Consider the following 20,630-nt stretch of genomic DNA (forward strand, 5'->3'; position numbering starts at 1 on the left):
ACGGCCTGCTGGCGGTAGTGGAGAACCTCCTCCAGGTTCTCACCTTCGGCCTTCTCGGCTGACACGGCGCAGCGGCTACCTGCCGGATTTGCGAACCAATAGCCTTTACCTCGCGATGAAACTCGTCGGTTTCGCTCCGGATATCAATTCTCCTCGTAGACGACGTGGTAGCGGCGGGTGTAACGGTTGAGGGCGGCGGGGTCGAATCGGCCGCCCGCGCTGACCTCGGCGCGGTGCTCGATGATGGCCTCCACGACGCATTCCCAACCGCCGGGCGAGGAGATCTGGAGGACACGGGGTGGCGGAGTCGAGCCGGGGCGCAGCGCATGCGGAACACCGTGCGGCAGCAGGACGAACCGGCCCGGTGCGGCGGTGTGGATCCGGTCGTCGAACTCCACCTCGAGCACGCCGTCGAGAACGTAGATGCATTCGTCGGCGACGTGGTGGGTGTGGCGCGGAACCGGCTGGGCGAGAGTGACTTCCAGCGCCGAGAACAAGCCGTCGGTATCGCCGGTGCGCGCCTTCACGCTGAACGCGGGCGGCACGGGAATCCGGCCGGGCCGCGCCTGGCCCTTACCGAGCAGGTAGAAGCGGTCCCGGTCGCCCCATTCGCCCGGGTCGCCGACGCCGAGGTGGTACCGCATGCCGTGCGGCTTGCCGAGCTCGTTCGCCTTGTCCCAGTTGCGATCTCCGGTCCAGTCGCCGCTCTGTCGCGCTTCGGCGACATCCTCGAGGTAGCGCTCCCAGCCGCCGGGAGCCGACAGCTGTAGCGCGTGGACCGTCGAACCCTCGCCGCCGAGATTGCGCATCGCGTGGGTGATGCCCCGCGGTACCAGGAAACACGTTCCGGCCGTGGCCTCGTGGGTCACGCCGCCGTAGTCCAGGCCGAGCACACCGTCGATGACGTAGACGAACTCGTCGAACGTGTCGTGCACGTGGGGCGGGATGTTGCCGTCGCCGCGGTTCTCCATCAGCGTGAACCGGCCCTGCGTGTCGTCGACGCCCGCCTTGACGCTCGTCCACGGCGGCAGCGGGACTCGGGTAGGGCGGGAAGCACCCGCATCCAGCAGGAAGAAGCGATCTTTGGACATTGCGCACCCTTTCATATCCGGATTCGGATTCCGGTTCCGAAAGTGTGGCACCGTCTTGCCTGGGCTGTCAACGGGATCCGAGCCCGCCGGAAGTGGCCGTGATCACGCATCGGGCTCGAGGTACCGTGCACCATCGGAATCCGATTCCGATCAGCAAGGACCCCATGACGACTCCGCCGCGCCGCCTTCGCGCCGATGCCGGGCGCAACCGCGCCCGCGTGCTGGATGCCGCCGTCGGGCTGTTCGCCGACCGCGGGGACGAGGTCCAGATGGCCGAGGTTGCCCGCGCGGCGGGCGTGGGCGTCGGCACGGTCTACCGCCACTTCCCCACCCGCCAGGCGCTCATCGAGGCGGTCGCCGAACGCCGCTTCCTCGAGATTCTCGAGTTCGCGCGCACCAAATGCGCCGAGGCCGCCACCGGCCGCGAGGCCGTGCGATACCTGCTGCTGCAGGTCGGCCGGGTGCACGAGGAGGGGCGCACGCTGTCGAACTTGATCGAGTCGGCCCTCGGCGACACCGCACCCCGCGGCCGAATCAAGAACGATCTCCGGGACCTGGGGACCGGGCTCGTCGATCAGGGCAAGGCCGACGGATCCCTGCGATCCGATGTCACCTTCGATGACCTGTACATGGTCGTCGGCGCCCTCGCCACCGTCGCACGCGCGAACCTGGGCGACTGGCACCGATTCGTCGACATCGTTCTCGCCGGGCTGGGCCCCGAGAATGACCGGGCGGGATCATCGGACCGCTAAGGCGACATACGCGGCCCAGGCGACGTACCCGGCGTTGACGACGACTCCCGCGACCGTCGCCGACAGGCTCGTTCGGTCCGCGGTCCGCCGGGGCGCGGCGCGTAGCCGCAGTACCCAGACCAGCAGGTAGACAGACAGCAATGCGGTGACCGGCCATCCGGCGGCGGCGCGTGTGGCCGGTAGCGCGACCGTGCCCCCGAGTACCATCTCGAGGATCCCCGACCCGGCCACCAGCAGGTCGGGTCGCGGTAGGCGATCCGGGACCAGCGAGCGGAAATACGCGGGGAACACGAAATGGGAGATACCGGCCGCGATGAGGAACAGGCCGAGGACGACGGCGGCGATAGTGTGCATAGCGTGAGCATTCCGCCCGCGGCCCGATGGGCGCTTGAACGAAACGATCGCCGGATCGTCTTCGCGGGCAACAGATCAGCCGCCCTGTTCGCCGACACCGGCACCGCGACGGTCAGCAGGCACTGCCACCCGGCATGGAAGATCGTCCTGCCCCTGCACGACAACCCCGCCGAGATCTACGGCACTGCGGGCGGATCCGACCCGCCCGCCGCGTTGATCCCACCGCGGTGGCCACACCGCAGCCGTGTCGAAAACGGTTACGTCGCACTGTTTCTCGACGCGCACCAGCTGCCGCCGTCCCGCACTCCGATAGCTCTGTCACTGCCTCACAAACGACGACTCCTCGCCGCACTGGCCATCGGTGACGACCTCCGCGCCGCCCCGACCTCGCCGCCGTCTGCGACGAACTCACGCGCACGCACCGCCGCGACACCGACCCGGACCCGCGCGTCGCCCTGGCACTCGACCGGCTCACCGAGGAGGGAACGCTGACCGAGCTCGCGGGCAGGGTCCGCCTGTCCGCCCCGCAGCTGCGCCGCCTCGTGCGCGCCGAGATCGGCGTCCCGCTGGCAAGCCTGCGCCGGTGGCACCGTTTGCGACACGCCGTCATGGCGCTGCCCGGCGGTTCGGTGGCCGCCGCGGCCGCCGACGCCGGATTCGCCGATCAAGCGCACCTGGCCAGAACCGCACGCACCATGCTCGGCCGTTCACCCACCTCCCTCCTGAAGTAGGCGAGGTGCGTACGGTCGAGCCGTGAGCTTCTCGGTGCGGCCCGCTGCCTCGTTCGCCGATGTCGCGGTGATCCTCGGGCCCAAGAATCCGCAGTCCTCGGTGTGCTGGTGCCTGAGTCACCGGCTCGATGCGAAGACCAACAAATCGCTGATCGGGTCGCAGCGCGGGGAGTACGTCAGGGCACTGACCGAATGCGACGTCGCACCGGGGGTGCTGGCCTACGACGGCGACGAGGTCGTCGGATGGGCGGCGGTCGCACCGCGGGCGGATCTGCCGTTCGCGCGGTCGCACAAGATTCCGCACGTCGATGACTTGCCGGTCTGGTCGGTGTGGTGCTTCCGGGTTCGGGCGGGTCACCGCGGGCGCGGCATCGCCCACGCGCTGCTCGACGGTGCGGTCGGCTTCGCCCGGCGGCACGGGGCACCGGCCGTCGAGGGCTATCCGGTCGACAACAAGGGCGAGAAGGTGGACCTGACGATGGCGTATGTCGGGACTCGCGCGCTGTTCGAGGCGGCGGGATTCGTCCTGGCGAGCCACACCGACGCGGTGTCGGGCGGATTTCCGCGGGTCGTCATGCGCCGCGACCTGTCCTGAGCGGATCACAGGAATATACATGCACACACATTAATTGCATGTACAAGAACCATCCGTGAGAAAGGGAGTCAGTGATGACCGGACAGCGCATCGAGAAGATCGCCACCACACCCGATTGGTATGCGCCGTACAAGATTTCGCAGGCGATCAAGGCGAACGGCCTCATCCACGTCTCGGGTCAGGCGGGCATCGACGAACAGGGACGGACCGTCTCCGACGAGTTCCTGACGCAGGGGCGGCAGGCGTTCGCCAACATCCGGCGGGTCCTGGCCGAGGCCGGGGCCGACCTCGGGGACGTGGTGAAGGTCGGCATCTTCGTCACCGATATGGCCGCCAACCTCGACAAGGTCATCCAGCTGCGCGGGGAGTTCCTCACCGAGCCCTACCCCGCGGACACCTTGCTCGAGGTGTCCTCCCTCGCCCAGCCCGACTGGCAGATCGAAGTGGAAGTCACCGCCCTGGCGCGCTGAGTTCGCAAGCGAGTGCAGCCCGCTCGGCACCCGATGCTGGCTAAGGTGGGCTCATGGAACCCGCGAAGGTCGTGGTCATCGGCGGTGGTTTCGCCGGGGTCGAGTGCGCTCGCTACCTGGAGCGGCACCTGCGTCCGGAGGAGGCGTTCGTCCAGCTGGTCACGCCCGATGCCGGGCTGCTCTACCTGCCCCTGCTGCCGCAGGTCGCCTCGGGGGTGCTCAATCCGCGGTCGATATCGGTGTCGCTGCGGCGGGTGCTGCGCCGCACCGAGGTGGTGCCCGGCATGGCCGTCGGCGTGGATCCGAAGACCCGGCAGGTCGTGGTGCGCCGGTCGGCGGGCACCGAATGCGCCCTGGACTACGACCATCTGGTGCTGGCCCCGGGCAGCATCACCCGCGTGGCCGACGTGCCGGGCCTGCACGACCACGGGTTCGGCATGAAGACCCTCGCCGAGGCCATGTACCTGCGCGACCACGTCCTGCAGCAGCTGGACGTGGCGGCCATGCGCGGCGAGGAGGACCTGGATCAGGAGCGGCTGAATTTCGTCACCATCGGCGCGGGATACGCGGGCACCGAGACCACCGCGGTGCTCAACAAGGTCACCCGGGCGGCCGCGCGCCGCTTCTTCCCCGAGGCCGAATCCCGCATGGTGCGCTGGCATCTGGTCACCCGGGGCGACCGGATCATGCCCGAGCTCGGCGAACGACTGGGCGAGCGGGCCAAACAGAATCTCGCCGAGCGCGGCATCGAATTGATCTGCGGCGCTTCGGCGAAGGAGGTCACCGCGCACGGGGTCACGCTCACCGACGGCCGGTTCATTCCGTCGCGCACGGTGCTGTGGACCGCCGGGGTCGCACCCAGCCCGCTGGCGGGCCACCTGGGCGCCGCCACCGAGAAGGGGCGCATCGTCGCCGACGCCGATCTCACCGTGCCCGGGCTCACCGGCGTGTGGTCCTGCGGCGACGCGACCGCGGTGCCCGACCTGACCGCCGACGACGGCGCCGTGTGCGCGCCCACCGCCCAGCACGCGATGCGGCAGGGCCGCCATCTCGGCAAGAACCTGGTGGCGGAGCTGCGTGGCGGGCGGCGGACACCGTATCGGCACACCGATCTGGGCATGGTCGTGGATCTGGGCGGCAAGGATGCCGTGGCGCGTCCGCTGAAGATCCCGTTGCGCGGTGTCCCGGCGCAATTCGTGACCCGCGGCTACCACCTGATGGCGCTGCGGACGCTCGTCGCGCGCGCCCGCGTCGCCTTCGACTGGGCCGTCCACGGGGTCACCGGCGACGACTTCCTGCGCATCGGCTACGGCGACCACGACACGCACACCATCGGCGGCTTCGAACAGACCGACTGCTACCTGCCCGCCGAGGAGGTCCCCACGGCCCTGAAAGCACTCTGCGCCACGGACTGAAGGGCCACGGCCGGTGGCACCACGCGCCGCGCGGGCGGCCCGACTCCGATATCGGCGTCGAATTCCTCGAGGTCGCGGCGGTCAAGGAGTATCCGGGTGGCTATCTGCTGCTGCGCACCCGCCGCCAGTACTCCGGTCTGCATCCCGACCATGCCCTCGGCTCCTGCGCCGACCGCAATCACGTTGTCCGGCGGGACTTCTCCGGACCGGTGCCGCTCTCGCCGACAGCCGAGCGCTCGTCCAGCCTGCCCTGAATCCAGTCCCGGATTCGGTCCGACATCTCCAGGACGGTTTCCGCGTCGTCGGCGGCGTCGGGGCCCAGGTGGGCGGTCGGGATGGGTTCGCCGAATTCGATGGTGAGGCGGGAGCGCCGCGGGATCAGGCCCAGCGGGCCGAGCCAGGGGAAGGTGGGGGTGATCGGAAAATAGGGCAGGCCGAGGAGTTTCGCGAGCGGCCGGGCCTGCGACAGCATCGGGTACAGCTCCTCGGCGCCGAAGACAGCGGCCGGAATCAGCGGGGCACCGGAGCGCAGCGCCGCCTTGACGAATCCGCCACGGCCGAACCGCTGCAGCCGATAGCGCTGCGCGTACAGCTTGCCCAGGCCCTTGTACCCCTCCGGGCACACCACCACGACCTCGTCGGCCTCCAGCAGCCGGGAGGCGTCGTCGTGACAGGCCGGGACACAGCCCAACCGGTGCAGCAGGTCGCCGATGTAGGGAACGGCGGCGACCAGGTCGCCGCCGAGGACACGCGCGGGCCTGCGGGCGGGATGGAGGAATGCGAGCGCGTAGCCGAGACCGACCATGTCCAGCGGGAACGTCCCCGAGTGGTTCGCCACGATCATGGCGCGGCCCGCGCCCGGGACCCGGTCCATGCCGACCGTCTCCAGACGGAGATAGTCCCTGAACAACGGTGCGAGAAAGGGCTTTTCGCACGAGCGCAGGAATTCGCGATCCAGCCCGTATTCGTCGATGTCGTGGTCTCTGCGAAGCTGTCCGGCGAGCGTTCCCGCCATCCGGCCGACCCGCGCCACCACCCCGTCGGCGCCGGACAGTCCGACGAGTCTCGCCGCGGCATCCACCGTGCGACCGGCCTGCGCCACCACCGCGTCCGCGCCGGGCAACCCGGCCAGTTCGGCGGCGGTGTCCGCCATCCGGGCGGTCTGCTCCAGCGCCTCGGTCGCGCTCGGCAGCCCCAGGCGCACCGCCACCGTGTCGACGGCGCGGCGGGGGGCAATGCCTCCGCCGAGGAGGTCGAGCAGGACCGCCGCGACGGGCTCGGAGGCGGGCGGATTGGCGCGAATATGGTCGTCCACCGCCGCCGGGGTCCCGTAGGACGGGGTGAAGCCCAGCACCCGGCGCGCCCGCGAGAGGTCCAGGCAGCGCCCGAAGCGCAGCAGCGCGACCTCCTCGGCCCGCACATCGTCCACACCCACCAATTCGGCGGCACGGGGCAGCAGACCGTGCGGGACGGCCAACGGCAGCCGACCTTGGCGCAGCGCAACCTGTTTCATCGTCACGATGCCCGGCCCGGCGATATTGAAGATCCCGTCCGCCGACGTGGTGGACGCACGCACGACGGCCTCGGCCGCATCATCGATATGCAACACCTGCAGGCGCGCATCGTATCCGGCGGGCTTCAGGGGGACGGCGGCCGCCAGCAGGCGAGCCAGCGCGCCGTCGGCGCCCGGGCCCACCACGGGCGCCAATCGGAGGACGGCGATCTCGAGGTCGGACCGCGATCGTCCGGCTCGCTGTGCCAGCGCCTCGATCTCGGCCACGTCGGCGCTGTTGCCGGATTTCCTTGCCACCGGGTGGTTTTCGTCGAGAAACGACGGCGACAGCGGTCCGCAGGGATAGACACCGGCATCGGAGACCACGACGATCTTGCGCACCGAGCGGGAGTCCCGGCAGGCGGACATCAACCGCATCGCCGCCAAAACCGCACCGACACTGCGCCTTTCGGAGCCTATCGCGGGCGGCACCATGACGACGGCACCGACGTCGAACTCGCAGAGCAGGCGTGACCAGGACGGGTGCGATGTCTCCCCGGGGACGGCCTCGAGCCGATCGTGGCCGGTACCCCACCGCCGATCCCGCCGCGTGGCCGCACCCGGCCCGCCGGTGTCGGTGTGCCGCACACGCACCAACCGGCACAGATCCGACGACGACGCCAGCCGCTCGGCCACGGCCTCGGCCACCGGACCGCTGCCGACCAGCAGGACCGACAGCTCCCCCGCCACACCCTCGACCGGCTCCGCACGCGACGGAAACCGCACCGAATCCGCTTGCACCCCACCGGTAATGGCGCAATCCTGCCGTGGCGTCATGACATTCCCCGCGAGGCGCCCCCGAACCCCCGGGCCGCCGCCTCGACCTCCGCGGCCGCGCTGGCGCAACGCTCGGCCTGGACGAACAACGCCGACCGGACGTCGTGGAATCGATCGTCGACGAGATCGACCCCGTCCGCGCATTCGCGCAATCGCAGTGCGTGGTCTCGCAACCGGGCCGCGGAGGCGGCGGCCAGCTCACCGTAGCGCTGCGGGCGATTCCCCCGCATCACCAGATCCGCCACCGATCCGGTGTCGAACATCAGCACCGCGCTGTCGCGCGGCAACGAGCCGCGGGCGATGAACTCCATGCGGATCCGATCGGCATCCAGCCGGTCCGGAAGGCGATCCGCGGACAGCCGGGGCGCGACGAGGGCGGGTTTGCTCGACGCCGTGATCGCCGCGAGGAATGCGGTCAGCGTTTCCGAAACCAGTTCCTCGGCAGGGCAATCCGGCGTTCCGCCGCACACGCGCGCCGCCGGGAAGGTGGTCGCGCGGCACCGGTCCTCGCGGTCCGGGGCGTACCGGTCCGGCTCGGCGAATGCCCGGCCGTCTCTCATCAGCCACGCGATCGGAACGAGAATCGAATCGCCGCAACCGAATTCGAAGCCGCGCCACCGGAAGGGCGCGCCCGCGACGTACACCATATGCGTCCACTCCGGCCACAGCCGCCCCGATTCGGCGACGGCCGCGGCCGGGGAGCCGCCCGCCGCCGCCCACAGGGCCAGCGCCCGGGCGCCCCGGTCCAGCGATCTGGTCAGCGTCAGCAGCATGTGCGCCGCCACCCGGACCGTCGCGGCGGTGTCGAGGCCGGAACCGGCGACGGCGGCCACCGCGCCCTCCTCGGGTGTCTCCAGGTACGGTTCGATCCGCTGGTTCAGCGTCCACTCGGCCTGCCCCAGCGCCGTGATCGGCGCCTGGTAGCGGGCCCGGATGTCCCTGTGCAGCAACGCATCGCCACCCGCCCGGTCGCCGAGAACGATGCGGCGGCACAGCCGATCCCACCCGGCCGACACCACGGGCCAGGGCAGCCGGTCGTCGAACCGCCGCTGCCGCAGTAGCCGCTCGGCCTCGGCCGCCGCCAGCGCCCGCACGTGGTCGCGCGCGGGCGTCCAGTCCCAGGGCTGCGGCGGGCAGGAATGGCGGACCTGGCGCCGGCCGTCGGCCGACACGGCCACCCGCAGCGAGCCGGGCTCGGCGCCCAGCACCGCGCGGGCCAGCTCGTCGGCGCTGTCGATCGTGCACGGCATCACGATCGGCCCTGCGGGGGTGGGGATGCGCACCGGCAGCCCGGCATGGGCGGCTTCGACCCGCTCGAGGAATGCGCGGGCGAGCCGCGAGGTACCGGGCGCCAGCGCGGCCAGCGGCCCCAGCGGCAGGCGAGGCCCGGCGGTCAGGGCATGGAACGCCGCGGTCTCCGGTGGCGACGCGGGCGGCGGCGACCCCGGCACCTCGGCGGCGTCCGGATCGACAACGTGCAGGCGGCGGGAGTCCAAGTCCCCCAGCGGATTCGGCATCGCAGTGTCCTTCGCGGAGCGGATGGGCGTTGCTTCTCGGAACCGGACGGGAGCTACCGGCGAGACCTATTTGTCGCGTACCGCGTACGTCCAGTCCGCCATGACATCGCCGTCGTAGGTCGATATCAGGGCGTTGGCCTGCTCGCGGATCTCGGGAACTATGCTGCGCAGCGTCGCCGCGTAGGTCTGCGGCGCGTGACTGAGCGGAAAGTCGTACGTCTCGTCGCGCCAGGTGAATTCGGACCAGCTGCCGGGCACCTCCACCGGGCACGCCGGGCCGCGGCCGTCCAGGCAGGGGATCACATCGTATTCGTTGACCAGGCTGATCACCTTCGTCGCCGGATCGGCGGTGCGCTTGTTGTCGATCGGCGAACCGACCGTCACCACGTGGGTCAGCCGGTACATCGAGGCCAGTTCCGGATCGCACGCCAGATTGACGGCGGTGATCCCGCCGAGGCTGTGCCCGATGAGCATGACCTCCGAGCCCTCCGGGACCGCGGCGTCGGCCAGCAGCTTGCCCACGGAGCGGGTGTAGGTGGTGTCGGTGTGCACCAGATTGTCGAAACAGCCCACGACATCCTGCGGGGTGGCGTTGGACAGCCGCGCGAACGAGGTACCGGGCAGCAACACGACGTGGCGGACGACGTTGTCGCGGCACCGGATTCGCCGCAGCTGCACCAATCCGTGATTTCCCATGGCGGCGATATTGCTGACGTAGTCGACAATGTCGTTGCCCTGATTACGCTGCATCGCCACCCGCAGAATTCGATCGGGTTCCACCCGGTAGGCCCGGCCCTCGCCCCGGTTCACCATGGCGAGCACCTTCACCGGCAATCCGACCACCGGATCCGCGCGGGGCGTACCGCCCATCAGAACCACCCAGGCGACGTCATCGTTCCACGGGTTGGTGTCCAGCAAACCGCCCATGGCGAACAGCTCGATCGATACCGGCGCCAGCACGGTCAGCGCGCGGGTAACGCCGAGCCTGCCGATCATGGAGCGGAGCGCGAGCACCGTCCCCACCGGATTGGCGGCCGTGATCGAGGAGATCAGATTCTGTACGTCCGGGGCGCCGAGATCGGGATTCTGCGCCGTGGCGGCCCGCAGCCGAATCCGGAACGACTCGACCGCCAGACCGACGCTCAGCGGCCGCCGCCGACCCAGCACCTCCACCGCCCGCAGGGCCCCGCCGAGCACCCCGCCGCACGGCGAATAGCCCAGGTTACCGACGGTCAGGGCCTTCATCGTGCCGATCGCCGCGTGGCCCGCGGCGATCGGGTCGGCAAGCGACGCGGGCGACCACAGGCTCGCCAGCCCGGCGGAGATCGTCGCCGACGCGCGCCGCGCCTCGACCGCCGCCTCGGCGAGGGCCACCGATGCCACCATGAGCGGATCGGGTGCCGCCGGTGGATCGCACTGCTCGGTGATATCGCGAATCGGGCCCGCGTCGGCCGTCGCGGTGCCGCGCTGCTTCGAAGCTGTCGTCATTTCTGCTCCTCTCGGCGATACGAGTGGGGCGAGGCGAGATCATCGAAGGCAATGTAGCTATGCCGTGGCTACCTTAACCGAAAGATTCCGATCAGAAGAGATTTCTGCTCGCTATTCGATTTAATCCGAGGGATATTCACGAAAGTATTCCCGTCCCGGCGTGTGAACGGTTTCCGGCCGACGCGGCATCGCGGTGCGCGGTGCGCCCGTTCGAGGAGCCCGTCGCTTGCTGACGGCTCGAAGACCGACGACTCCCCCTGGTCCGCGATGCCGTATCGTCCGCGGCCCGCTCGGCACGGCGCCGATCGCCGCGGCTACCATCCACGGTCTTCACCCCCGTGCTCGATGCGCCGCCCTGCCCTCGCGCGCTCGACCTGCCCGGCGCCCGGCCGTTGCCGCGCGCCTTACGACCGGGTGCGCCCGGCCTCCCTTCGCGCTGGGCGGGCTGTTTCCGCGGCTCGGATTTCGGTGCGGCGGCGGGGGTTCGGGGCGTGACGAGCGGCGCCACGGTACCCACCAGCGCCGTCACCGCGGCCGAGTTCGCGGTGACCCGCTCGGGCGTGACGTTCAGACCGGCCTTGCGCAGCAGCGCCGCCACATCCTTGCGCTGATCGGGCAGCACGACGGTGACCACGTCCCCGGCGCTGCCCGCGCGGGCCGTGCGGCCCGAACGGTGCAGGTATGCCTTGTGCTCGGCGGGCGGGTCGACATGGACGACCAGTTCCACGTCGTCGACGTGCACGCCGCGCGCGGCGATATCGGTGGCGACGAGCACCCGGGCGGTGCCGTCGGCGAAGGCGGCCAGATTGCGGTCGCGCGCCGCCTGCGACAGGTTGCCGTGCAGGTCGATCGCCGGAATCCCCGCCGTGGTCAGCTGTTTGGCGAGTCGGCGCGCGTGATGTTTGGTGCGCATGAACAGGATTCGGCGGCCGGTGCCGGACGCCAGGGTGTGCACGAGTTCGCGCTTGGCCTCGGCCTGCCCGATCTCGAACACGTGGTGGGTCATTGCCGGAACGGGAGAGGTCGCCTCATCGACGCTGTGCGACAGCGGATTCCGCAGGAAGCGCTGCACGAGCTTGTTGACCCCGTTGTCCAGGGTGGCGGAGAACAGCAGCCGCTGCCCGCCCGCGGGCGTCGCGGCGAGGATCCGGGTGACGCCGGGCAGGAAGCCGAGATCGGCCATGTGGTCCGCCTCGTCGAGCACGGTGATCCGCACCGCGTCCAGCGCGACGAGGCCCTGCTGCATCAGGTCCTCCAGGCGTCCGGGGCAGGCGACCACGATGTCGGCACCCGCCTTCAGCGCCCGCACCTGGCGGTTCTGCGGGACACCGCCGAAGATCGTCGTCACGTGCAGCGACGCGGCGGCCGCCAGGGGTTCGAGGGCGGCGGCGATCTGCGTGGCGAGTTCCCGTGTGGGAGCGAGGATCAGGCCGACCGGACGACCCGGGCGGCTGCGCGGACCGTCGGCGAGGCGGTCGACCATGGGGATGGCGAAGGCCAGCGTCTTGCCGCTGCCGGTCTTGCCGCGGGCCAGCACATCGCGGCCCGCGAGGGTGTCGGGCAGGGTGGCGGCCTGGATGGGGAACGGCGCGGTGATGCCGTTCGCGGTGAGGGTGTCGGCCAGCCGCTTGCGCACGCCGAGGGCGGCGAAGGACGTGGCAGGGCTCGATGAACGAGTCGTCATGAGAGGTCAGGGTGCCTTTCGAGCATCAGGGTTGAACCGCAGCGGCGTGCGGGGGGCTCTCGCCCGCAGGGTGGTGACCGCTGGGTGGCCGACGCGAGACGAAGACATCCACGACGGAGCAGAGTAAGCAAGATCGCTACTCACCGTCCACCACTGTAACCCAGCGGTGGCCGCTGCTCGTCGTCGCCCGCACGTGATCTCGGACTCCGCGGCAGATCCGGCCCGGGCACTCGGCGGACCTCCGGGGTGAATTCCGGCCGCCCCCGGGCCTTTTCGCCCCCGCGAAGCCACCCGCGACCTGGCGACATAGGTGGTGTGCATCACAGTTTGACCCGGTCTCCGGCGCTCGAGTAATCTCGCGCCGGTGGCTACGAAGGACAGCGCCAAGGCCAGGCGCCACTACGGCGGTCGCACCGCCGAGGAGCGAGCCGGGCAACGGCGGGCGCGTTTGCTGCAGGCAGCGCTGGAACTGTACGGAACCCAGGGATTCACAGCCACGAGTATCGAGCAATTATGTTCCGCGGCAAGCATTTCCACGCGTAGCTTCTACGAGGAGATGGGCAGTCGGGAGAACCTGCTGATCGCCCTCGCCGACCACATCACCGGGCAGGCGGCCGCCGCCGCCCTGGCCAGCCTCGGCGAGAGCGCCGAACTCCCGACCGCCGAGCGAATCGCCCGCGGCTTCCGCGCCTACCTGGCGGTGACCTGCCGGACGCCGCAGTCCGCGCGGGTCTGCTACATCGAGGTGGTCGGGGTCAGCACCGTCGTCGAACAGTGGCGCGAGGGATGGCGCGCGCGCATGGGCGCGCTGCTGCAGCGCGAGGCCGAGCGGGCGGTGCTGCGCGGCGCCGCCCGGCCGCGCGACTACAGCCTGTTCGCCATCGCGGTCATCGGGGCGGTGAACTCGCTCGCGCAGGAACTCGCCCGCGGCGACGGGGACGCGGAGCGCGCGCTCACCCTCGACGACATCTGCGGTGAGATCACCACATTCGTCCGCGGCGGCATCGCCTGACCTGCGGCGCCCACGGGGTCTCGGATGCCAAGATGCCTGCATGCCCAATCCCACCCCGCCCCCGGACCTGCCGACGCTGCTGCTGGCGGCCGCCGCGGACGTCACCGACGCCCTGCGGGCCGGGGTCGCGGCGGCCGGATTCGCCGATGTGCGGCCTGCCCACGGGTTCGCCTTCGCGCGCATGGCGGCCGGGGGCGCCACGGTCGGCGAGATCGCCGCGCATCTCGGTGTCACCAAGCAGGCCGCGAGCCAGTTGGTGGAAGATCTGGTGCTGCGGGGCTACGCGCAACGGAATCCGCATCCGCACGACGCCCGCGCCCGATTGATCACCCTGACCGATCGCGGCCGGGCCGCCGCCCGCGCCACCGAGGCCGCGGCGGCCGAGTTCACCGCGCGCTGGGTGGCCGGGCTCGGCGAGCAGCGGGCGTCCGGCCTGCGCGAGGCCCTCGCCGGGATGGTGACGCCCCGGCGGGGCGCGGCCCGCGCCGCGGTGAGCCGCTAGGCTCGACGCCACCCCCAGCGCGATACCGAGTTCCCCATGACCGATTACGCACATACCGATCACGCCTCCAAGGGCCGCGCCGAGAAGGCCCGCCGCCTGGCCGCCTACGTCTGGCAGCGCGGTATCACCGGCGGTGAACTGCTGGCGCTGCCCGCGGCCGCGCGGCGCAAACTCGCCCGCGCCGCGGACACCAACCCGCCGAGCACCGACGAGACCTGGGCACTGGTCGCGCGGCTGCTCGACGAGAAGGACACCTGGGCCGCCCGGCACCCGAATCACCCTGCGGCCCAACGCGATCACCTCGACGAGAAGATCCTGTGGGTGAAGCCACCGGTCAAACCGTGGACCGGGGACTCTTGACAGCAAGAAATGAATAGGGGTTCACTTCTTGGTGTGGCCCCCGACTACGAGCACCATTCCGGCACCCGCCCGGCGGCGTGGCGCGAGGACGCGACCGCCGGCGACGATTCGCCCTTCGCGGGACGTCCCGAGCCGGACGCCGATATCGCCTATCGCACACTGACCTACGAGGTGACCGGGCGAATCGCGCGGATCACCTTCGACCGCCCCGAGCGCGGCAACGCGATCACCGCGGACACGCCGATCGAGCTGGCGCATGCCGTCGAGCGCGCGGATCTGGACCCGCGGGTGCACGTCATGGTGGTGTCCGGGCGCGGCAAGGGCTTCTGCGGCGGCTACGATCTGTCGATCTTCGCCGAGGGCGGCTTCGGTCCCGCCGCATCGGCACAGCCCACCGAGGGCACCGTGCTCGACCCGGCGGTCCAGGCCGCCAACCACAACCCCTGGGGCACTTGGGATCCCATGGTCGACTACCAGATGATGAGCCGGTTCAACCGCGGCTTCTCCAGCCTGCTGCACGCGAACAAGCCGACGGTGGCGAAACTGCACGGCTTCGCCATCGCCGGTGGCACCGATATCGCGCTGTTCGCCGACCAGATCATCTGCGCCGACGACACCAAGATCGGCTACCCGCCCACGCGGGTGTGGGGCATTCCGGCCGCGGGCATGTGGGCGCACCGGCTCGGCGATCAGCGCGCCAAGCGGCTGCTGTTCACCGGCGACTGCCTGACCGGCAAGCAGGCGGAGCAGTGGGGCCTCGCCGTCGAATCCTGCCCCGCCGAGGAGCTCGACGAGCGCACCGAGCAACTGCTGCACCGCATTTCGCAGGTGCCGATCAACCAGCTGATCATGGCGAAGCTGGCGCTCAACAGTTCGCTGCTGGCGCAGGGCGTGGCGAATTCGGGCATGGTCAGCACCGTGTTCGACGGCGTCTCCCGCCACACCCGCGAGGGCTACGCCTTCCAATTGCGCTCCGCCACCACCGGTTTCCGCGAGGCCGTCCGCGAACGAGACGAACCCTTCGGCGACTGGAAACGAGCACAGTTCGAGAAGGGTTCGGAGACAACGGAATAGGCCCCTCGCATTTCCGGAGGGTCAGCCGAGGTCGATATCCGTGGTGCGCTCAGCCGCAGCCACCACCCGGTCCGCCAGGGACCGCACGGCTTTGGCTTCGTCTTCGGTCATGTCATCGATGAACAAGCGCCGCACCAGCTCCACGTGATGGGGCGCGGCCTGTTCCAGCGCCCGGCGACCCGCACCCGTCAACCGCACCAGGATCCCCCGCGCATCGTCGGCCGCCGGGGTGCGCGAGACCAGGCCCCGCTTGTCCATGCGCGCCAGGTGCTTCGACAACCGGCTCTTGTCCCAGCAGATCTCCGCGGCCAGTTCCTTGGCCCGCAGGCGGCCGCCGGGCGCCGCCGACAGCGCCACCAGGATCTCGTAGTCGGACATCGACAGCCCGTCGCGGGCGAGCCCGGCCGCCATCGCCGCATCCAGCCGCTGCCGCATCCGGATGTAGGCCGACCACGTCCGCTGCTCCTGTTCGCCGAGCCACCGCACCATGGGAATGATCCTAGCCGCGATTTGGTTGACATGGACACCAACCCGTTCGAGGAGGTCCCGATGCCCGCCGTCACCGTCGACAACATCCTGGTGCTGCCGCGGCTGCCGCGTCCCGACGCCGCCGCGCGGCAGCGGCCGGTCCGCTCCGTCACCACCGCCCACCCCCAGCTCGAAGGCGCGGGGTTCGAAGTGCGCCGCCCGTTTCCCAGCGTGGACCTGCGCTCCGCCGATCCGTTCATCCTGCTCGACCAGATGGGCCCGGTGGCCTACGAGCCGTACGAGGCCAAGGGCGCACCGTGGCATCCGCACCGCGGCTTCGAGACCGTCACCTACATGCTCGACGGCACCATGGTCCACCACGACTCCAACGACGGCGGCGGCGTCATCGCCGAGGGCGACACGCAGTGGATGACGGCCGGATCCGGCATCCTGCACGACGAACTCCCCGCCGAGGAGCTGGTGATCTCCGGCGGGCTGTTCCACGGCATCCAGCTGTGGGTGAACCTGCCGCGCGCGCAGAAGATGGCGCCGCCGCGCTACCAGGATCTGCGGGCGAGCGAACTGACGCTGGTGAGTTCGCACGACGGCGGGGCGCTGCTGCGCCTCATCGCCGGGGATGTCGGCGGATTCGCCGGGCCGGGATCGACCTATACCCCGATCGCCTACGCCCACGCCTCGATCAGCCCCGGCGGCCGCCTGGAAACGCCGTGGCCGCAACGGTTCTCGGCCATGGCCTACGTGCTGTCGGGCAGCGGGACCGCCGGGGCGGAGGGCCGCCCGCTGGGCGAGGGGCAGCTCGCGGTGTTCGGTCCGGGCGACGCGATCACCGTGACCGCCGACGATCACCAGCACACACCCTCCGGTGATATGGAGGTGCTGCTGCTCGGCGGCGAGCCGATCCGCGAACCCGTCGTGCAGTACGGGCCGTTCGTGATGAACTCCCGGCACGAAATCATCGAGGCCATCGAGGATTTCGAGGCCGGGCGGATGGGCCGCATCCCGGCCGAGCACCTGTCCGGGAAGCGCCTGGGCGAATAGGGCGTCGTGCGCGGCTCTCGGCCGCCCGGTTGACAACCGGGCCGGGCATCAGAACAGTAGACTCGGCGCGTCCCGGCCCTGCCACCGCGGGGAGTGCGGCCGGACCGTCGTAGTCAACCCAGTAGACATCGAGGAATACATGAACGTTCGCAGGCTAATCGTGACCGCCGGCGCGGGCTTGATCACCCTCGCAGCCCCGATCACGCTGTCCGCACCGGCTCACGCAGATTACGTCCCCTCCGGCTCGGCCGGTACCGGCTCCTCGGGCATCGACGATGCCATCGGGGCCACCGGTTCGGCCGGTCTGGCCCAGACCGGTTCGGCGGGCGGCACGTTCAAGAACTGCGACGAGGCCCGGGCCGCGGGCCGTGCGCCGCTGTTCCGCGGCGAGCCCGGCTACTCCCCCCACCTGGACCCCGACGGCACCGGAATGGCCTGCCCGACCGTCTGACCGGTCCACGAACAGCGACACCCGGTGCGGCGCAACGCCACACCGGGTGTTCTGTATTCACGCTCAGCGGCGGAAGATCCTCAGCAGCACCAGTAGCAGGATCAGCACGCCGCCGCCGATCAGGCTGTATTTGACCTTGGGCTCGTTGACCTTCGCGACCACCGCGTTCTTGGTGTTGTCGGCGATCCGCTGCGGATCGGCCCGCACCGCGAGTTCGTCGAGTGTGTTCGCAAGCCGGTTGCGCGCGGCTTCGATCTCCCGCTCGATGTCCTCGGTACCCTTAGCCACGTTCATCTCCTGAAGTTCTGTCGTCGGTGGGCGTGCGTCGCTAGTGGTCGAGTCTATCCGCCGCCCGGTGGTCGTCGCCGATGTCGTCGCCGTCGATTACCGTGCTTGGAATGACCGAGAACCGACTCAGTCCCGGCGACACCGCGCCGGAGTTCACACTTCCCGATGCCGACGGCAAGGAGGTGTCCCTCGCCGACTACCGCGGCCGGAAGGTGATCGTGTACTTCTACCCGGCCGCCAGCACGCCGGGCTGCACCAAGCAGGCCTGCGACTTCCGCGACAATCTGGCCGAACTCAGCGGCGCCGGGCTCGAGGTCATCGGCATCTCCCCCGACAAGCCCGCGAAGCTGGCCAAGTTCCGCGACAACGAGAAGCTCACCTTCCCGCTGCTGTCGGACCCCGAGCGCGAGGTCCTCACCGCGTGGGGCGCCTACGGCGAGAAGATGATGTACGGCAAGAAGATCACCGGCGTGATCCGCTCCACCTTCCTGGTCGACGAGCAGGGCAGGATCGAGCTGGCCCAGTACAACGTGCGCGCGACCGGCCACGTGGCCAAGCTGCGCCGCGATCTGTCGGTCTAGCCTGTCAGGCGCGGGGCATCAGCTGCGCCGCCCACTGCACCATCATCCGCCAGTGATTGTCCCACCACGGGCCGAATTCGGCCGTGCCGACCGGCGGCGGCGCGGCCTCGCCCGGGAACAGCATCGACCCGTTCGGCGCGCCCACGGGCACGGTGGGGGCGGGGATCACCGACGACTGCGCGGCCGGGACCGGTTCCGCCTCGGAATGCGGTTCCAGCGGCCGCGCGGCCCCGGAATCGCCAGGGGCGGAATCGAACTGCCGCGCCCCGAGCCGCTCGGACTCCGGCTGCCCCCAGCGCACCGTCGCGGGATCGATGGTGACGATCTCGGTGGGCGCGTCGCCGGTCGCGGCATCCGGTTCCGCCGCGGCGGGCGTCTCGCCGGACCCCGCCTCCGTCTCGGCCACGAGGCCCGGCCGGTCCGCGGGATCCCCGATCGGGTACGTCCGCTGCGTCTCGGCGGAGCGCTGCGCATTGGTCAACGTCGTCGCGGAGTCCGTTCGCGACTTCCCGGCGACCTGATAGACACCGCCGACCACCAGCCCGCCCGCCAGTACGCTCGCCGCCGCGAAGACGGCCGTCGTGCCGCGGGTGCGCCGCGCCTGCTCACCCGGCGCGGCGTCCTGCGTCTCCGGCTGCACCACCAGGGCGGCGCCGATCGCCGCTCCGGCCGCCGCCACCTTGCACGGGACCACGGAGGCGCCGAATCCCGTTCCGAGCGCGGACGAGACCGCGGGATCACCGGCCGCGGAACCGATCAGCACGACCGCGTCCGGGCGGACCCCGGCGGCGTCGAACTGATCCCACGCGGCCGTGACCGCCGGGCGCATCGTCTCCTTCGAGATCGTGCCGCCCGCCGTGGTGAAGCCCGCCATCACGCGGTCGCGATCGGGGGAGATCAGCGAGAAGCCCTGATAGCCGGGCACCACGTCGCAGATCACCAGGTGATCGAATTCGGCCACCCAGGTCATCGCCCGGGCCAGTGCCAGATGCGCGGACTTGGCGGAGACCAGTGACGCCGTGCGCCACGGCCCGGACGCCAGCCCGGTGACGATCGCGCGGCGCTCGGCCGCATCGCGATAGGTCACCGCCGCCCCGGCGTCCTCGTAGTCCGCGCCGATCTCGGCGGCCAGGTCGTCCAGCGCGGTTTCCACCGCCCGCGCCAGATCCGGTTTGCCGTCGCCGCGAATCTGCTGCGTCCGATGATGCAGTATCCGCTCGGGCAGATTGTCCGCGTCGGCGAGGAGCGCCACCGCCTGGACGGCGCCGCGCTCGGTGGAAACGCCGAATGTCACCACAGATCGAGCTACCACTGATCAGCCTTCCGACATATCGAGGTACGCCATACTTGGTTATGTGTTCGTCACCACATCGGACGTGGATGGGTTATGAGTGACGACCAAACCGGACACAGTCGGCGCCGCCGCGTGTCATCCGCGTGTCGCTACCGCTAGCCTGGGGAGGTGGTGGAAGCGCGCACGGCATCGAGGTCGAACCGTCGTCCGGACCCCGCATTGGAGTTGCAGGACGACCCGCAGGAACTGATGCCGCGACGGCGCCCGACCCAGGAGCGCAGCAAACGCAAGTTCGACGCCCTGCTGCAGGCCTCCCGGGAATTGCTGGTCGAGGTCGGTTTCGAATCGTTCACCTGCGAGGAGGTCGCGGGTCGCGCGGAGGTGCCGATCGGCACGCTGTATCAGTTCTTCGCCAACAAATACGTCATCGTGTGCGAGCTCAATCGCCAGGATCTGGTGGCGGTGTCGCGGGAGCTGGCCGATTTCCACGGCGAGATCCCGTCGATGGACTGGCTGCGGCATATGAACAAATTCGTCGACCACCTGGCCGACCTGTGGATGACCGATCCGTCGCGGCGCGAGGTATGGCTGGCCATGCAGTCCACGCCCTCCACGCGGGCCACCGGCGTCATCCACGAGAAGGAATTCGCCGAGGTGGTGCAGCAGATGCTGCGCCCGCTGATGCCGCGCACCCCCCGCGCCCGCCGCTCGATGATGGCGCAGGTGCTGGTGCACATGGTGTATTCGATGATGAATTTCTCGGTGCAGGACGGGCTCAGCCACGACGCCGCGGTCACCGAACTCAAGCGCCTGATGGTGGCGTATCTCTTGGTCGCGGAGAAGGAATCGCGGACGGGCGGCCAGCGGGACCCGGGAGCCTGAGGGCCCCGGCCAAAAGCATGCCGGGGATACAAATAGCTGGAGCATGCCGGGGATACAAATAGCTGGAGCAGCCCGGGATAGGAACAGCTGGAGCATGCCGGGATAGGAACAGCTGGAGCATGCCGGGATACTAAGAGCTGGAGCATGCAGGGAAAGGATCAGCTGTAGAATCCAGGGAACCGAACAGCGGTAGCAACCAGGGAGACTAACAGGAGTAGCAAGCAGGTATACTA

At 70.1% G+C, this 20,630-nt stretch carries 23 protein-coding genes; 14 read left to right on the top strand and 9 right to left on the bottom strand.

The genetic code is table 11. From position 1 onward, the window contains the following. Positions 1-143: 143 nt before the first annotated feature. Entirely contained in the window at positions 144-1,091 is a 948-nt protein-coding gene (locus QH290_RS09125; RefSeq protein ID WP_280382550.1) for a cupin domain-containing protein, read from the bottom strand. A gap of 164 nt (positions 1,092-1,255) precedes the next feature. Here QH290_RS09125 and QH290_RS09130 point away from each other — a divergent pair, with 164 nt between their 5' ends. After that, positions 1,256-1,843: a TetR/AcrR family transcriptional regulator gene (locus QH290_RS09130; RefSeq protein WP_280263274.1), complete on the top strand. Its 588-nt coding sequence runs from the start codon at positions 1,256-1,258 to the stop codon at positions 1,841-1,843. On the opposite strand, the gene QH290_RS09135 is transcribed toward QH290_RS09130, so the two are convergent. Continuing rightward, entirely contained in the window at positions 1,829-2,197 is a 369-nt protein-coding gene (locus QH290_RS09135; RefSeq protein ID WP_280382551.1) for a DoxX family protein, read from the bottom strand. The genes QH290_RS09130 and QH290_RS09135 overlap by 15 nt on opposite strands. Before the next feature lie 3 nt (positions 2,198-2,200). Between QH290_RS09135 and QH290_RS09140 the strand changes: the two genes are divergently transcribed. The 5 genes from QH290_RS09140 to QH290_RS09160 all read left to right on the top strand — a co-directional run bounded on the left by QH290_RS09140 (position 2,201) and on the right by QH290_RS09160 (position 5,408). Further along, complete coding sequence (locus tag QH290_RS09140) at positions 2,201-2,689, top strand: hypothetical protein (RefSeq protein ID WP_280382552.1); 489 nt, start codon at positions 2,201-2,203, stop codon at positions 2,687-2,689. A 50-nt stretch (positions 2,690-2,739) separates the two neighbouring features. Then, positions 2,740-2,928 (top strand): helix-turn-helix domain-containing protein, encoded by a 189-nt coding sequence (locus tag QH290_RS09145; protein ID WP_280382553.1) that lies wholly within the window; start codon positions 2,740-2,742, stop codon positions 2,926-2,928. A gap of 22 nt (positions 2,929-2,950) precedes the next feature. Next, positions 2,951-3,523 carry a GNAT family N-acetyltransferase gene (locus QH290_RS09150; protein WP_280382554.1) on the top strand — a complete coding sequence of 191 codons (573 nt, stop codon included), beginning with the start codon at positions 2,951-2,953 and terminating at the stop codon, positions 3,521-3,523. Between the two features lie 74 nt (positions 3,524-3,597). Then, positions 3,598-3,993 (top strand): RidA family protein, encoded by a 396-nt coding sequence (locus tag QH290_RS09155; protein WP_280263278.1) that lies wholly within the window; start codon positions 3,598-3,600, stop codon positions 3,991-3,993. A 53-nt stretch (positions 3,994-4,046) separates the two neighbouring features. Beyond that, complete coding sequence (locus QH290_RS09160) at positions 4,047-5,408, top strand: NAD(P)/FAD-dependent oxidoreductase (RefSeq protein WP_280382555.1); 1,362 nt, start codon at positions 4,047-4,049, stop codon at positions 5,406-5,408. Between the two features lie 178 nt (positions 5,409-5,586). On the opposite strand, the gene QH290_RS09165 is transcribed toward QH290_RS09160, so the two are convergent. The 4 genes from QH290_RS09165 to QH290_RS09180 form a co-directional block, all read right to left on the bottom strand. Continuing rightward, the gene (locus tag QH290_RS09165; RefSeq protein WP_280382556.1) at positions 5,587-7,737 is read right to left on the bottom strand and encodes a 1-acyl-sn-glycerol-3-phosphate acyltransferase; all 2,151 of its coding nucleotides are present in this window, start codon (positions 7,735-7,737) and stop codon (positions 5,587-5,589) included. After that, positions 7,734-9,254 carry a cytochrome P450 family protein gene (locus QH290_RS09170; protein ID WP_280382557.1) on the bottom strand — a complete coding sequence of 507 codons (1,521 nt, stop codon included), beginning with the start codon at positions 9,252-9,254 and terminating at the stop codon, positions 7,734-7,736. Before QH290_RS09170 ends, QH290_RS09165 begins: the two co-directional genes overlap by 4 nt. A 66-nt stretch (positions 9,255-9,320) precedes the next feature. Further along, a complete protein-coding gene (locus QH290_RS09175) occupies positions 9,321-10,742 on the bottom strand; it encodes an alpha/beta hydrolase family protein (protein WP_280263286.1) in 1,422 nt (473 codons plus the stop codon). A gap of 136 nt (positions 10,743-10,878) precedes the next feature. Beyond that, on the bottom strand, positions 10,879-12,426 hold the full coding sequence (locus tag QH290_RS09180; protein ID WP_280263289.1) for a DEAD/DEAH box helicase: 1,548 nt from the start codon (positions 12,424-12,426) through the stop codon (positions 10,879-10,881). 364 nt (positions 12,427-12,790) lie between these two features. On the opposite strand from QH290_RS09180, the gene QH290_RS09185 reads away from it, so the two are divergent. Genes QH290_RS09185 through QH290_RS09200 form a run of 4 tightly spaced genes read left to right on the top strand, consistent with a single transcriptional unit; the run spans position 12,791 to position 15,374 of the window. After that, a complete protein-coding gene (locus tag QH290_RS09185) occupies positions 12,791-13,438 on the top strand; it encodes a TetR/AcrR family transcriptional regulator (protein ID WP_280263291.1) in 648 nt (215 codons plus the stop codon). A 40-nt stretch (positions 13,439-13,478) separates the two neighbouring features. After that, a complete protein-coding gene (locus tag QH290_RS09190) occupies positions 13,479-13,940 on the top strand; it encodes a MarR family winged helix-turn-helix transcriptional regulator (RefSeq protein WP_280382558.1) in 462 nt (153 codons plus the stop codon). A 36-nt stretch (positions 13,941-13,976) separates the two neighbouring features. After that, positions 13,977-14,300: a hypothetical protein gene (locus tag QH290_RS09195; RefSeq protein ID WP_280263296.1), complete on the top strand. Its 324-nt coding sequence runs from the start codon at positions 13,977-13,979 to the stop codon at positions 14,298-14,300. A gap of 33 nt (positions 14,301-14,333) precedes the next feature. Continuing rightward, entirely contained in the window at positions 14,334-15,374 is a 1,041-nt protein-coding gene (locus tag QH290_RS09200; protein WP_280263298.1) for a crotonase/enoyl-CoA hydratase family protein, read from the top strand. 21 nt (positions 15,375-15,395) lie between these two features. On the opposite strand, the gene QH290_RS09205 is transcribed toward QH290_RS09200, so the two are convergent. Beyond that, positions 15,396-15,863: a MarR family winged helix-turn-helix transcriptional regulator gene (locus QH290_RS09205; RefSeq protein WP_280263300.1), complete on the bottom strand. Its 468-nt coding sequence runs from the start codon at positions 15,861-15,863 to the stop codon at positions 15,396-15,398. A gap of 60 nt (positions 15,864-15,923) precedes the next feature. Between QH290_RS09205 and QH290_RS09210 the strand changes: the two genes are divergently transcribed. Further along, complete coding sequence (locus QH290_RS09210) at positions 15,924-16,901, top strand: pirin family protein (protein WP_280382561.1); 978 nt, start codon at positions 15,924-15,926, stop codon at positions 16,899-16,901. Positions 16,902-17,061: 160 nt separating this feature from the next. Next, positions 17,062-17,352, top strand: a complete 291-nt coding sequence (locus tag QH290_RS09215; RefSeq protein WP_342213208.1) for an excalibur calcium-binding domain-containing protein — start codon at positions 17,062-17,064, stop codon at positions 17,350-17,352. A 63-nt stretch (positions 17,353-17,415) separates the two neighbouring features. Here QH290_RS09215 and QH290_RS09220 read toward each other — a convergent pair whose 3' ends face one another. Next, the gene (locus QH290_RS09220; RefSeq protein WP_280263305.1) at positions 17,416-17,640 is read right to left on the bottom strand and encodes a DUF3618 domain-containing protein; all 225 of its coding nucleotides are present in this window, start codon (positions 17,638-17,640) and stop codon (positions 17,416-17,418) included. A 110-nt stretch (positions 17,641-17,750) separates the two neighbouring features. Between QH290_RS09220 and bcp the strand changes: the two genes are divergently transcribed. Beyond that, on the top strand, positions 17,751-18,221 hold the full coding sequence (gene bcp, locus QH290_RS09225) for a thioredoxin-dependent thiol peroxidase (protein WP_280263308.1): 471 nt from the start codon (positions 17,751-17,753) through the stop codon (positions 18,219-18,221). A gap of 4 nt (positions 18,222-18,225) precedes the next feature. Here the strand turns inward: bcp and QH290_RS09230 are convergent, their stop codons facing one another. Then, positions 18,226-19,533: a DUF7159 family protein gene (locus QH290_RS09230; protein WP_280382559.1), complete on the bottom strand. Its 1,308-nt coding sequence runs from the start codon at positions 19,531-19,533 to the stop codon at positions 18,226-18,228. 231 nt (positions 19,534-19,764) lie between these two features. Between QH290_RS09230 and QH290_RS09235 the strand changes: the two genes are divergently transcribed. Continuing rightward, on the top strand, positions 19,765-20,397 hold the full coding sequence (locus QH290_RS09235; RefSeq protein ID WP_425301570.1) for a TetR/AcrR family transcriptional regulator: 633 nt from the start codon (positions 19,765-19,767) through the stop codon (positions 20,395-20,397). The last annotated feature ends 233 nt before the right edge of the window (positions 20,398-20,630 follow it).

It is taken from the genome of Nocardia wallacei, from assembly GCF_029869545.1.
GTDB classification, from domain to species: Bacteria; Actinomycetota; Actinomycetes; order Mycobacteriales; family Mycobacteriaceae; genus Nocardia; species Nocardia wallacei_A.